This window comes from Flavobacterium sp. WC2430, assembly GCF_040822075.1.
GTDB lineage: Bacteria > Bacteroidota > Bacteroidia > Flavobacteriales > Flavobacteriaceae > Flavobacterium.
The window spans coordinates 3,264,227-3,278,315 of the sequence record NZ_CP162007.1 but is presented as its reverse complement, the minus strand read 5'-3'; the positions used below and the strand labels follow the sequence as shown (position 1 = coordinate 3,278,315).

General features: G+C 33.3%; 9 protein-coding genes. All 9 read right to left on the bottom strand.

From position 1 onward, the window contains the following. Positions 1 to 1,221, bottom strand: a complete 1,221-nt coding sequence (locus AB3G36_RS14230; protein ID WP_040474107.1) for a TolC family protein — start codon at positions 1,219 to 1,221, stop codon at positions 1 to 3. Beyond that, positions 1,214 to 5,038 carry an efflux RND transporter permease subunit gene (locus AB3G36_RS14225; RefSeq protein WP_007139726.1) on the bottom strand — a complete coding sequence of 1,275 codons (3,825 nt, stop codon included), beginning with the start codon at positions 5,036 to 5,038 and terminating at the stop codon, positions 1,214 to 1,216. The genes AB3G36_RS14230 and AB3G36_RS14225 overlap by 8 nt, the downstream gene beginning before the upstream one ends. Positions 5,039 to 5,281: 243 nt before the next feature. After that, positions 5,282 to 5,908 carry a DUF3347 domain-containing protein gene (locus AB3G36_RS14220; protein WP_367753829.1) on the bottom strand — a complete coding sequence of 209 codons (627 nt, stop codon included), beginning with the start codon at positions 5,906 to 5,908 and terminating at the stop codon, positions 5,282 to 5,284. 33 nt (positions 5,909 to 5,941) lie between these two features. Then, positions 5,942 to 6,793, bottom strand: coding sequence for a DUF3347 domain-containing protein (locus tag AB3G36_RS14215; protein WP_367753827.1), 852 nt, complete (start codon positions 6,791 to 6,793; stop codon positions 5,942 to 5,944). A 153-nt stretch (positions 6,794 to 6,946) separates the two neighbouring features. Then, positions 6,947 to 7,309: a hypothetical protein gene (locus tag AB3G36_RS14210; protein WP_367753825.1), complete on the bottom strand. Its 363-nt coding sequence runs from the start codon at positions 7,307 to 7,309 to the stop codon at positions 6,947 to 6,949. A gap of 588 nt (positions 7,310 to 7,897) precedes the next feature. After that, entirely contained in the window at positions 7,898 to 8,929 is a 1,032-nt protein-coding gene (locus AB3G36_RS14205; protein ID WP_007139459.1) for a DUF932 domain-containing protein, read from the bottom strand. Positions 8,930 to 9,614: 685 nt separating this feature from the next. Beyond that, positions 9,615 to 11,378, bottom strand: a complete 1,764-nt coding sequence (locus tag AB3G36_RS14200) for a hypothetical protein (RefSeq protein ID WP_007139457.1) — start codon at positions 11,376 to 11,378, stop codon at positions 9,615 to 9,617. Positions 11,379 to 11,381: 3 nt separating this feature from the next. Beyond that, complete coding sequence (locus tag AB3G36_RS14195) at positions 11,382 to 13,265, bottom strand: hypothetical protein (protein ID WP_007139456.1); 1,884 nt, start codon at positions 13,263 to 13,265, stop codon at positions 11,382 to 11,384. A gap of 207 nt (positions 13,266 to 13,472) precedes the next feature. Next, positions 13,473 to 14,087, bottom strand: a complete 615-nt coding sequence (locus AB3G36_RS14190; protein ID WP_007139455.1) for a hypothetical protein — start codon at positions 14,085 to 14,087, stop codon at positions 13,473 to 13,475. Positions 14,088 to 14,089 lie beyond the last annotated feature (2 nt).

Here is a 14,089-nt window from a genome sequence, read left to right as displayed (position 1 = left end):
TTAAAATTGTTTTGCGGTTAAATAGTCCAGTTCAGCTAATTTCACATAGAAAGCACTTGTACTTGCAAGCTTTAACTTCTTATATTTTAATAGTTCTTGCTGCATGCGCAGTACTTCTTCAAAGTCTTTATTTGCATTACTGTAATACGAAAACAATAAATTCAAACTTTTTGAAAGTGTAACTACTTGATTACTATATAAATGTAGTAGGTCTTTTTCTTTTTCTAATTCAAAAACTAGTTTATAGTAGGTACCGTTTAATTTATTCTCCACTGCTGTTTTTTGAAAAGAATAACTTTCTTCCATTAATTTAGCTTCTGATGTTGCTGCAGTATATTTTTTTCTAAAAATGGGCAGACTTAAAGTGACCATAGGCATAATAACATCTTTACCAGAATCTGTAGAATTATTCATTCCTTTATCTATAATAACATAATCCACGCCAACACCTAGTTTTGGTAAACCTTGTTTTCTAGCTACTTCTATAGCCGCATTTGAAGCTTGCTTTTTCAAATCAAGCTCTATCAATAAAGGATTTTGTGAAATGGAATCTTTACGATACTGCAGGGGTAGTTCTACTACTTCAATTTCTTTTAAGACGACAACTTGTTCATTATATTTTCTGTTTAAAATACTATTGAACCATGATGTTAATGCGGGTTCTTTTTTATTTAAAATTTCTAAGTTCGTTTGAGCGTCTTTAATCATTATATCTACTCTTAATATATCTACTAAATTTCCTTTTCCATTTTCGAATTTTGCTGACGCTATTTTTTGATACGACTCTAGTATTTTGATGTTTTCTTGCTCAATTATTTTTAAATTTTGCAGTTCATATAATGGATAATAAACCGCCGCAACTTGAGAAAATAATTGATTTTTAGTATTTAAAAAAGCTTGATATTTACTGTCGGCAAGTAATGCGGCAACATTTTTTTGTGCTTTTAAAGTGCCAAACCAGGGAAACATTTGAGTCAATGAAAACTTCATATTTTGTGGACCAACGCGGGTTTCTACAGGTGAAATAAAATAACCCAATGATAAATTAGGGTCTGGTAAGGAACTCACTTGTGGCAACTTCTGCAAAGAAGCTTCAAATTCCTTATATTTCGCTTTCAGTTCCGGGTTATTGTCAGCCGCTACTCCGTAATAGTCTGTAAGCGTTTGTGCGCTTAAATTACAAACGGCAAACAATAGAGTCATTAATACTATTTTATGCATTTTTTTTGTTTTTATTTTTAATAACTGTTTCTCTCCAATAGGCTTGTAATACGGGCACAATGAACATGGTCATAATTTGAATAGTCATTCCTCCAAAAGTTGGAATGGCCATTGGAATCATAATATCAGACCCTTTTCCGGTAGATGTTAATACGGGTAATAGCGCTATAATTGCTACTGCAGCAGTCATCACAGCAGGACGTACACGTTTTTTACCCGCTTCTACAACCGCTTCTCTAACTGCAGTTACCGTTTGCGGATTTTTTTCTTCGAAAACTTGGTGAATATAAGTCCCCATAATCACCCCGTCATCAGTAGCGATTCCAAAGAGTGCGATAAACCCGACCCATACGGCAACGCTTAAGTTAATAGGGTGCACCTGAAATAAATCCCGCATGTTCACATCTGCGACTGAAAAATTTAAAAACCAATCTTGGCCGTAGAGCCATAGCAAGATAAAACCACCAGCAAAGGCCACAAATACCCCCGAAAAGTGAATCGAAGAGGCAATAATAGTTTTAAACTGAAAGTAAAGCAGTAGAAAGATAATCACCAGACAGATAGGAATTACAATTGATAATCTTTTCATTGCTCTAACTTGATTTTCGTAACTTCCGGAGAATTTAAAATTCACACCTTGCGGTACTTTAAGTTCCCCCGAATCAATTTTAGCTTTTATCGCTTTTTGAGCATCATTTACCACATCTACCTCAGCATAACTATCATTTTTGTCAAACAACACAAAACCAACTAAAAAAGTGTCCTCACTTTTAATGGCTTGTGGCCCTTTAGTATATTCAAATTTAACTAATTGCCCCAAAGGAATTTGGGCGCCAGTAGGAGTTGCTACTAAAATTTTAGCCAAAGCCTCGGGACTGTCTCTTAATTCTCTTGGATAACGAACGCGAATTGGGTAGCGCTCTCTACCTTCAACAGTAGAAGAGATTTTCATCCCCCCAATGGCTGTTTCGATCGTTTGCTGAATGTCTTCAACATTTAATCCAAATCTTGATATTTTTTCTCTATCGATATTTAAATGAAGGTAGGGTTTCCCGACAATTCTATCGGCAAAAACGGCTTCTTTTTTAACGGAAGGAACTTCCTTAAGAATTGCTTCTAATTCTAAACCAAACTCTTCTATGGTTTGCAAATCAGGACCAAATACTTTGATACCCATAGGTGCTCTCATTCCGGTTTGGAGCATCACAAGTCGCGTTTCAATAGGCTGTAATTTTGGAGCCGAGGTCACTCCGGGAATTTTAGAAACTTTAATAATTTCGTCCCATATATCATCGGGTGATTTTATTTTGTCTCTCCAATTTCGATAAAATTCTCCGTTATCGTCTTCAATCAAGTTTTTGATGGTTATTCCTTGTTTCAAAGCATCAGCATGTGAAAGGCTATCGTTAGATTTTGTAATAAAACGATCTTTTCTATCGACTTTAAAGCGCATTCGATGCCCCTTTTCGTTTAGAATGTATTCCGGTTTATAGTTGATGATGTTCTCGTACATGGAGATAGGAGCAGGGTCTAAAGCACTTTCAACGCGTCCAAGCTTTCCTACAGCCATTTCGACTTCAGGAATCGTATTCAACAACATGTCGAGTTGACCTATTACTTTTCGGTTTTGTTCAACGCCAGAATGCGGCATAGAAGTAGGCATTAACAAATAACTTCCCTCATTAAGCGACGGCATAAACTCTGATCCAATACCGGGAAAAGTATGAGCAGGGGCAGACCAAACTTTAGATTTTCTGATGTCCCAACCCACTTTTTCAAATCCATTTGCTATAAATCCAAAAGTCGAATTGAATCCAATCCACACCATAAGACCAAACAGCAATGTTACTAATGGCAGTAACATAAATTTCCCTTTGTTTTCTAGACACCATCTTAATACCGGCTCATAAAAACGAACGATACTTAATAAGGCGGATAGGATAATCCCCAGAAGAACTATAACGAAAAGATAGTTTCCAATAACGCTAATTTGTGGTCCCAAAGGCATCCACTCCTCAGTAAGAAAAAAAGAAACTATGAATAACACCAATACCAAATTGAAATGTTTAGTGTAGGCTTGGAATTTTTCTGGAATTTTGTGATTGAATAAATCATACAATCCCATTATACATAAGGCTAGGGGGAGTGCCATTTTAAAATAAATACTCAATAGAATTCCAGCAGCAATAAATACATAACCCCAAAAACGTTTTACTCTTTTTTTATCATAATTGATACCAAAGATGAGATGTGCTAGGGCAGGCAAAACAATTACACCGAGAATAAAAGCTCCTAATAATGCAAATGTCTTGGTAAATGCTAAAGGCCTAAATAATTTACCTTCGGCTGATTCCATGGCAAATACAGGAATGAAACTAACTATAGTCGTTGCTAATGCAGTAGTAATTGCCGAGGCTACTTCAATTGTAGCATTATAAATTACTGTTAATAGTTTTTGACCTTTGGCACCTTCGTTTTCTGGCATTTCTAAATGCCGTATAATATTTTCGATAAATATTACCCCAACATCCACCATGACCCCAATAGCGATAGCGATTCCTGAAAGCGCGACAACATTAGCATCTACTCCTGAATAGCGCATTACTATAAAGGTCATCAAAACTCCTACGGGTAATAAGCTAGAGATTATTAATGATGCTCTAAGGTTAAATAGTAAAATAAGAACTACTATAATACTGATTAATATCTCATGAGAGAGTGCGGTCTCTAATGTGCCTATCGTTTCGTGAATTAATTGTGTACGATCATAAAAAGGGATAATTGTCAATTGACTTTCCACACCGTTAGCCAAAGTTTTTTTAGGTAAACCAGAAGCAATCTCGCTAATTTTTGATTTCACTCCGTTAATCACTTCCAACGGATTAGAACCATATCTGGCGATAACCACACCTCCTACAGCTTCAGCACCTCCTTTATCTAAAGCTCCACGTCGCGTTTCTGGTCCTAGGGATACAACTCCTATATCTTTTATTCGAATAGGCACATTGTTGTTTACGGCTACAACAGCCAATTCAATGTCTTCAATATTTTTTATGTAGCCGAGGCCTCTTACCAGATATTCTGCTTGATTAATTTCGATGGTTTTAGCCCCCACATCTTTATTCGACTTTTGTACGGCAGTCATAACCTTAGCTAGAGGGATGTTAAACGCTTTTAGAGCATCGGGGTTTACATCAATTTGGTATTCTTGAACAAATCCTCCTATAGAAGCTACTTCTGAAACTCCCTTAACAGCATTTAATCCATATTTAATATAGAAATCCTGAGCTGTTCTTATTTCGTGTAAATCCCAGCCACCAGTTGGGTTTCCGTCTTTATCTCGTCCTTCCACTGTATACCAATATACTTGTCCCAATGCAGTTGCATCAGGGCCTAATGACGGTTTAACGTTTTCAGGAAGCAAGCTATTAGGTATGGAACTTAATTTTTCGAGAATTCTGGAGCGTGACCAATAAAATTCTATATCATCGTCAAAAATGATATAAATACTCGAAAAACCTAAAATTGAGTTACTTCTAATTGACTTTACACCTGGAATTCCCAGCATGTAGGTGGTTAAAGGATAGGATATTTGATCTTCTATATCTTGTGGAGATCTTCCGGGCCACTGTGTGAAAACAATTTGTTGGTTTTCTCCAATGTCGGGAATGGCATCCACAGACACCGGGCTTGAAGGTAAGAAAGGAATCTTCCAGTCGAAAGGAGCGGTTGCCATTCCCCAAAATATTATTACAAGAAGAATAAGTCCTGTGACTAATTTATTTTCAAGAAAATATTTTATAGTTTTATTTAACATGTATTTTTAATTTAATTCTTCTTAATTGGAACTTATTTTTGATTGCTATAATTAAAGTATATATAATCAGCAATCAAATTAGATAATAATGTTCCAAAGAAAGAGTAAAGAATTTAGTAGTATTTAAGGCTCAATTGCTGTTGTAAATAAAATATAATCCTTTGTTATTTTCACAACACTTTATCGCAGATCCTTTACAAATACAACTTTTCCTCTTCCTTATTAGGAGAACGATTATTATATTTATAATTCTTTTTTAATAGTACCGCATTTTGGCATTTTACTTCCCAAGTATGGATTTTTGATTTCTTTGGTTTCACTTATCCAAATTGCGCCCTTCCCATCATCTGCCATTGGACAAAAATCCTGATATAGTTTTTGACCTGCTCCAAAAGTTTTTATCAAATCATTTATATCTTTACTCAACATGACAAAATGCTCTCTTTGATGGTCTAGTTTTCCTGCGTTATCACCAATATGTTCTGCACTTTCTTTGGCATCATCTGCAATGTCAAGATATCCAGCTTTTAATGTTGCATCTATTGAATTGGAATTTACTTTATTGAAAGTTGCATATAATGCTTTTCCAGCATCTGCAGCTCCATTTGTGTCGTCTTTAGTTAATGCGTTTTTTAAGGTTAAATAATTGTTTACAATTTCTTTGATTGAAAAAGAAGTTTGATCAGCGGTTGTTGCAACTTCTTCAGATTTTGCTTCGTCGTGCATATCTCCCTCTTGGTGTTCATGGATTGGTTCCGTTTGAGTTACGGGTTCACTTACTTCTGAATTAGTTACCCCTTCTTTGTTTTTTTGGTTACAAGAAACCAGTACGAATGCCATTGCTATGGCTGAAAGAATTATATTTTTCATTTTTTTTTTGTAAGTTTTGAAATGTTTTGGGCATTATTTAATTGTTTCCACTGTTTTACCACAACTTAACATCATGGAACCATAATATGGATTCTTGACAGCATTGTCTTTGCTTAGCCAATAAGCATCTTGCATAGGGCAATATTGATAATATGTAGGAGTTTCACTTTTTGAAACTTTCATTAATTCATAGGTATTTTGGGTAACTGATTTAAATAGATCTCTTTGACGTTTAATGTCCTGTGTTTCTGAAATATTTTTTATGTCATTAGTGAGTTCTTTCATCATTTTCATCCAAACCATGTGTTCTTCCATTTTTAAATCCTCCATTTTCAAAGTACTAATAGCGGTTAGCAGGTCTTTAGCTTTCATTGAAGCCATTTCAGCATCTGTTTTAACTAAGGCATCTTTTAATAAAAAATAATTATCAAAAATAGGTTTTAAAGGACTTGCTGTTTTTTGTTTCTTATCAGTAATATCAGAATGTATATCGTGTTCGCTATGATTGGGCAAAGTTTCCATATCTGTTTTTACAGCAGTTTTTAATTCTCGATCATATAGACAACAGTCGGAAAGTTTATTATATGCATCTTCTGGAGCTAGAAATTTTGGATTATCATAACCAACCAATGCGATGCGTTTAAGGATTTCATCTTCATTGGTTTTTTTAGCATCGTAAGTAATCGTAGCCATTTTGGTATCCTTATTCCAGTCTACTGAGGCTACTTTTTTAAGATTTCCCGCTTTTTCTATGGAGGCTTTGCAAATGTCACAGTTACCGAATATTTTTACCGTTGCTGTTTTTACATTTTTAATTTGCGCGTTGGAGACTACGACTGATAACAATAGAGCTATTGTTATCACTGTTTTCTTTAGTGAATTCATTATGTAAATAATTTAATTTGAAAATAGCAGAAAACAATCAACAAATAGAATTTGAACTATTTGTTTAATAATTGTGATTAGCCGAAAAAGTAAATGATTTTATAGCAGTGCTTGCTTTGAATTTGACATAGTATTGGCTGTCAAAAAAGTAATTTAGCTTATTTTAGGTATAAGCCATATCGAAGAATATCCATCAGACGTAAAAGTTTCTGATTGATAAAATTTTTGTTTTTTAGTAGAAAAATTGAAACTACTATTTTTAATTTCTGATTGTAAATAGGAAAAAATCCCAATGTTAACGACTGGAGTACTACATAATGCTTGTCCGCATTTTCCATTACATCCGTCGTGATTTTTACTTTTTGAATGGGACTCACAACAATCTTTCTTATCCATTCCAGAAGACATCTCTTTAGTGCAAGAGTGTTTTTTAGAATTAGCTCCACAAGCAAAAGTAGGAGTTGGCATCAAAAAGAGGCCAAATATTACTAATACTAAAAGGTGGATTGTTTTCATATAAAAATATAGATATTCAAAAGTAAAAAATATATATTTAAAACAGCATAAAAGTTTTGTTAATTTTTTTAATTGTTCATTTATATGAAAGTATCGTACTACTTAAGCTGCGTTATCTGGCAACTTTTTCTAAATTCTGAACTTTTTTAAACGTGATATAAATTAGTAGTACTAATGAGTCAAACAGTTTAAAAACTTCCAACTTTCTTATTGAAATATTTGTTTTAAAAAGCGTTATTTTTTTTGATGACTAACTGGTTTCTAAGATCATTAAGTATGTTATTACACTACTAAAAAAGATGGCTTAAGAGTGAATTCAGCACTAGTGCCACCAGAAACCAACTCCCGCCTCTTGCATCATCGATTGATGATCTATATTGTAATCTATAATGATGCAGTTTAAAAGGAATCATGTAACTCTTACCGCCCCGCAATTGTTCGGACCAAAGGGAGGCCAATTGTGGGGCGGCGCACTTTCATACAGCAATTTGCTTATGTTGAAATGGCTAATTTTTGAGCATCATTGTCATTTAAAATTATATATAATTATAAATAAGACAGGCAGTATATTCTACCTGTCCCATTGTGTTAGTTTAGTTCTACTATAGTACCCTTTGCAGCATAATTGGTACAAAGATCAAAAGCAGTTTGCGCACGTAATTGTCCGGTACCACCCATTAGTATAGAAGCTAGTTTTGCTTCATCATCCTTATAAGAACGTACATTTTGAAAGTATCCTGTTATGGCGTTATATGCTCCGAAAACCGTGCCTTTGGTGGTGTTCATTAGTTGAGTTGGGTCGCTCATGGCATATTCATAAGCATTATCTACCATATTAATAAAACAAGTTGATAGGTCCTCTGTTCTACCTTCTTGTAAGGTTTTAAGAACCTCTTTACTAGGAGCCAGAGCAGAGTGAATGAGCTTTTTTACTTCATTATCTGAAATACGTACTTTTGTCCAGTTATTGAAAATTGATTCCAATTGTAAAGCTAGGCGATCAGAAATCCCCATGACTTTGTGTGCTTGCTCAAGCCTTTGTTTTGCGTTAGAAGTATGGCGTATGCGAACAGTATTAGTTTGGTTTCGCAATGCTGCATTGAGAGTGTTGGCGCATACGATACGGATGGGAGTAAAAGCAGCGGTAATGCTTCCACTTCCATCATGGGAGGTGGTCAAGAACAGGTATTTTTCGATAAGGTCATCATTACCTACACGGATATAGTCAGGTAACTTGGCAGTTATGAAGATGCGTTCCCCATGACCCAATGCTCCAGCTGTCTCGTAGAGCATACCGTCGCCACCCACAATGCTGTCAAAAAAAGAAAAAGCATCTCTATTCTGTACGATTTGGTAGTCTTTACCTACCACTCCCAAAACGGTATCGTTGTCCGTGCGTACGGTACTGAAAAAGTTGGGGACTTCTATGCGCATGTCCTGGAGACTGCTTGTGAAAAGTTTTCTTTTTTCGACTTCGTAGTCCAGGCCTGCGTGTTTGATTGCCTCCGCGCTTGTGGGGTAGTCTTGAATGACTTGCCCTAGATTGTGCCATGCTTTTTCCTTTGTGCTAAAAAAACTGTGTTTTTTTGTTTGCTCATTGAAATTTAAATGGTGTGCCATGATCTAAAAATTTTATGATTACTACTATTTTTATTTCTTCCCAGTCTCCTCAAAAAAATGTTTTCAAAAAGAAAAACGGAGAAAAAGAAAGCAAGAATAAAGGGGCTTAAGGAAGTGGAGAGCAATAAGTCCCGTAGGGTGACAAGTGCAACGCAGTCATTATGTGCTAGCAACATTCTTAAGACACTATCTTAGCTGCCTTTTAGTCCGTTTCGAGTGGAAACTTCCTTACAACTTCTTGTTTTTTCTACGAAAAAATCTCTGCAATTTTATTATCAGCTGGGGGGAATTTTTACTAGTATATAGGAATAAGGTATCTACTATTGAATTGGGAGAAATAGAAACGGCTCCAAATCCGATGGCTGGGGGATGATGCAACTGCAGAAAGTACTGGGGGTGAGAGACGGAATACTGCTGGAATGAAGTGAAACGGAATGAAGCGGTATTATGGCTGGTTTAGACCTGCCGAACAGATGAAATGAATGTGTAAAGGTTAGGAACGAAACAGTGCAAAAAAAAACAGCTGCTGTTTTTCAAGCTGCTGTTTATTTAGTACTGTAAAGGGTCTGTGGAATGGAGAGAAAACTAACTGTTAAATCGATGTGATAAATTGCTTATTTACCAAAAGGGCGCTTATGAAAATGTAGGGTTGACCGACTGGAGCAGCCGAACGGAACAAAGAGAATTACCGAAGAGAGACTGTTTGATTGCCCGTCATACTTTGTGATATAATTAAATTTCTCCATTTATCAGGAAAGAAAGGAGTTTGGAAATAATTATGAGCCAGATCTTTTAAAAAAGGGTATCCTGCTTGATTGGTACGATAATTATACTCAAATTCAGTTTTCTTGTTTTCTATCTTTTTTTTAAATTCTTCAAAATTTAAATCTTTATTAAAGTTTTTTGTCAATCTTGTTTCTGATTGATAACCATCCCTAAAGGATTTTGAAAACAATTGTTCTTCCAAATCATTTTCCTTGTCTTTGACTAAATGTGTAGAAGTTGAATTTATTCCATGGTGAGGCACAAATAATCCTAAATCAATTTTACGTTCAAGAATAAATTCTTTCATGATATTGTATTCTTCTTCCATATCTAATAAAGCGAGATATTCCATTAAAACCGTAAGAATAGGAGAAGTACTATCCGAAAAATAGACCGGTTTAACACCTGTAACAGTGAATCTAATCACATTTTCAATACTGTTATTTGCATCAGGAATAAAGTCTAAGTTTTCTTTTGCATACTTAATTTGTCCCAGAACTAATTTTACATAATTTTTAGCATTCTGTAATTCTCCAAAATCAATAAATAAATTAAGAATACTGATTATAGTTGATGAATGAATGTCAATAAGTGGCCTAGAAGAGACACTATTTTGATTAATAATATTTACTAGTTGTAGATGCATACTTTCGTCATTGATTTTTTTATTATAAAATCTTTCTACATTCAGCAAAAAACAAAAATAGTCCAAATACTCAAAAGTTCTTTTTGTATATCCAATTTGCTCATATCTTCCCGAATGTTCAGAAGACAGACCATCTTTTAGATTAGCAATAGGAATTGTTCTTTGAAAGTATTCTAATAATACTTTATAATAGAAATTAAAAACCTGATCAAAATATTTAGTTACAGCTTTGTCGTTTTCTAAATTGTTCTTTAAAATCCAATGCCAGAACTTTATCACTAAATGGGTTAAATATCTCTTTGCGATTTCAAGATTGTTGTATTCTTTCGACTCTGTATATATGATAAACCCGATAAGCTTAAAAGTTTCGAATAGTAGTTGCCATCTTCGAGAAAGTTTTTTAGATTTTTTCCATTCTTCTTTGGAAAGTATTACTTCCAATAAATCTACGAAATCCGATGTTATCCCATCATTTGTATCTAAATTTACTAAAACTCGATTGAATAATTTAGTGGTTTTTGGATCTACCAGTAAATATTCACCAAAAAGTTTTCCGGAAAACAGAAGTGTCAGGCGTGAAATATCCCAACGATCAAAAGAAGTGTTGACTAAATTATTTTGTGTTGCTACTACAAATGATTCAAAAGTAGCCTGTACACTTCCCTTGATCACACCATTATGTACAATTACAATTTTTAATGGTAATTGGTCGAACTCAGGAAAAGCAGAAACAAATTTATTATAGCTAGCTTGAGTTAAAGAATCTTGAATACCGTCTTTTCCATAAAAGTTGCCATCAGTGATGTCTCTATCTTTTCCACCTTTTAATTCAAAATAAAACCTTTTTTTGATATTATCTTCATCAATACCTATGGCTACTATATCTTTTCCATATTCGGGTAATCCTAGATACTCTGTTGGTTTGGATAAAATAGTAAACCCCATGGATTCTAATAAAATAGGAAAAATTCTATTTAACTCATTTTTTTCAGTTAATGATTCTAAGTACTCTTTGACAATTATATTTTTTATATCCATTACTTAGAAATTTTCAAGATTTTGTTCATAAACAGGAGGGTTTTTATAGGCTCTAGTATCGATCATCATACTTGATTCAAAATAACCTAATGGTAGAATGTCTTCTGAATCATCATTTTTCCACGCTCTTCCTCTGACAATTACCATGTTTTTCATCATGGACAAGAATGAGTTTTTATCCTTATCTATGTTCTTCATCATTTTGGCCTGATTTTCATGCTCTAAACGATAGTATAAATCCATTAGATTTCTTTCGTTTTCTTTAGGATCTAAGTCTTTAATTTTTGCCTTAAACTCACGCATTTTAGAATATTCATCGAAAGCCTTTTGTAAAGGAATTAGAAAATCTTTGTCTTTTTTCGAGTTGGTTAAATTCTTTTTGATGAGATCAAGTAGTGATTCTTGATAAACCTCAAAGATTAATTCAGCTAACTTAGTCTGCAAATAATCTTTTACTTCTTTTAAATTAGACTCTTTTAATTTCAATAAGAGAGGAAGTAAATCATCAATGGAATGAGGATAATTGCAAATACTGTCGATTGCAAACAATTGAGCCTGTTTTTCTGACAACTTTAATAAATTGACTTGATGTACTCCCCCATGAGTAGAAAGAATTATTTTGACAGCCAATAAACTATACTTCCTAAAGTTAAATAAGTCTAAAATTTGTTCTTCTGTTTCTTCTTTGTTTGTGTCTAAAAAATGATTTAGTGAATTCTTAAACAAATCTATTGAATCCCTAAATCCAGATGCATCATATCTTTTTATTAGAATGTCAAAAAGGTATTGTGGGTTTTTGAAATTATGGAAAAAATAGTTGAATACATTGAAATTCTGTGTATTGTTCAGATAGACATTTAACAGATAATATTTTTCATATTCATATTTTTCTAAACTATACTGGATATTTTGAAAAGCACTGTCCGCCTTTTTATGATCTTCTGATTTCAAAAGCTTAACAAGCTCTTTGATGGAATTTTCTTTAATTTCAGCTGATGCATTATCATTTTCAATGAAATTACAAAATAAAACACTTTTTAGATTTACTAATTCAATGGTTATTGGTTCAATCTTATTTAGTAACTCAAATAATTGTTTTATATCTGACCCGTTCGAAAGATTATAACCACTGAATGCTTTCAATGCAGTAATTGGATCTTTTTCAAATATTAAAATAGAATCATCAAAAGTATCATTATGACCTTCATTATATAAGCCAATAAATAAATTTGGAATTAAAACAGAATACTTCTGAAAATCATTTTTAATACCAAATTCAGCTAACTGTTTGGCAAGTGTACTATGATTTTTTCCTAACCCTCTTAGAAAATTATAGATGTAATTTGAAGGGTGTTTCTCGGAGTTATTGTATTCTATGCAGGAGCTTAGAATTACTTCTTCGCAAGCATTTGTAATTATTAAAAACTGAAAATATGGGTCTATAAAATTAGAGCTATCCCTTCTTTTTTGTTTTTTGTCCTTTATGAATTCAACATAGAAATCATAAACGCAAAGTTGATTATTTAGAATGGTGAGGACAAATGCTTTTAACGCATTAATTGAGTTAGTAAATTCCTTACTTGAATCGTCTATACAATATTTGTTTTTCAGGTACTTTTCAAAATCATCTATGAAAAGAAACGTGTCAACAATATTGTCAGGTAGTTTTCTTTTTAATTCCGTTTCGGCAATATTTAATAGTAGCTCGTTAAATAAAAAGGAATCTAAATTAATTTCAAGGTATTGGAGATCCTTCTCTACAATTTTTAATACTCCTTGTTTTAAAAGGACGACATGATCCAGTATTTCGGAAAATTTATATTTACCTTTTCTGTTCTCAAAGGTATAGTGTATCAAATCCGTTATTTTGTCAATATTTTGATTCATGAAATGTACTGTATTTTTTTCATACTTGTTTTTTGAATTTAAGATTATTCAAATATTATTTTAAATGAATTTCTATAAATCCTAAAGCTGTAATAAATTTACAGCTTTCATGATTATCTACTTTACTAAAGTATATAAAAAAACTTGCAAGACATCCAACAATTCAAAATTTATTGGATGTTTTGTAAGGCAGTGTTTTTTTACAATTTAATTCTTAAATAAATCTTCCTTGCCATTTTTAGCAGAATAGAACTCTTTTACTTTTTCTATGTCTAAGCCGTTTATTAATTCATCAATTTCTTGCGCTGAACTAAAAACAAAACGGAAGCCATCACTTTTAATAAATTGGTTAGAACTGGATTGCAAGGCATCGCTATCAATAATCAACAAGTATTTATCGTTTATTATTCTAAAACGGGTTGAAAGGTTAACTGAATAATCAAAGTTCCATTTGCCATAAAGGAATGCACCTCTGTAATTCAAATTCTTGTATTCAATTTTCTTGTCCAGTTCCGTTACTTTATTTTCTATAGCAGTTTGTTTCCATTTTAAAAAGGTCTCTTTTATACTTGCAAGAAATTCAATGAAATCCGGAACTTCTTTATTTTTTAGCATTAACGATGCTTTACGACTCGAACTGTCTGAAGAGAAGCAATCAATGTAATAATCAAAATCGCCTTTTTCATTTGGTTTCCCTGCTTGAATTTCAAAGTTTTTCGACAAATAAGTCGAATTGTAAGTGGCAATTTTTTCCTGACCCAATACATTTCCACTAAACATAAAAGTCACAATCCCTGCGATAATCATAATTTTCTTTAACATAC

What these genes read in the sequence shown, in the direction of transcription:
- AB3G36_RS14230 (WP_040474107.1), bottom strand. Translation starts at nt 1,221, where the DNA reads ATGCATAAAATAGTATTAATGACTCTATTGTTTGCCGTTTGTAATTTA.
- AB3G36_RS14225 (WP_007139726.1), bottom strand. Translation starts at nt 5,038, where the DNA reads ATGTTAAATAAAACTATAAAATATTTTCTTGAAAATAAATTAGTCACA.
- AB3G36_RS14220 (WP_367753829.1), bottom strand. Translation starts at nt 5,908, where the DNA reads ATGAAAAATATAATTCTTTCAGCCATAGCAATGGCATTCGTACTGGTT.
- AB3G36_RS14215 (WP_367753827.1), bottom strand. Translation starts at nt 6,793, where the DNA reads ATGAATTCACTAAAGAAAACAGTGATAACAATAGCTCTATTGTTATCA.
- AB3G36_RS14210 (WP_367753825.1), bottom strand. Translation starts at nt 7,309, where the DNA reads ATGAAAACAATCCACCTTTTAGTATTAGTAATATTTGGCCTCTTTTTG.
- AB3G36_RS14205 (WP_007139459.1), bottom strand. Translation starts at nt 8,929, where the DNA reads ATGGCACACCATTTAAATTTCAATGAGCAAACAAAAAAACACAGTTTT.
- AB3G36_RS14200 (WP_007139457.1), bottom strand. Translation starts at nt 11,378, where the DNA reads ATGGATATAAAAAATATAATTGTCAAAGAGTACTTAGAATCATTAACT.
- AB3G36_RS14195 (WP_007139456.1), bottom strand. Translation starts at nt 13,265, where the DNA reads ATGAATCAAAATATTGACAAAATAACGGATTTGATACACTATACCTTT.
- AB3G36_RS14190 (WP_007139455.1), bottom strand. Translation starts at nt 14,087, where the DNA reads ATGTTAAAGAAAATTATGATTATCGCAGGGATTGTGACTTTTATGTTT.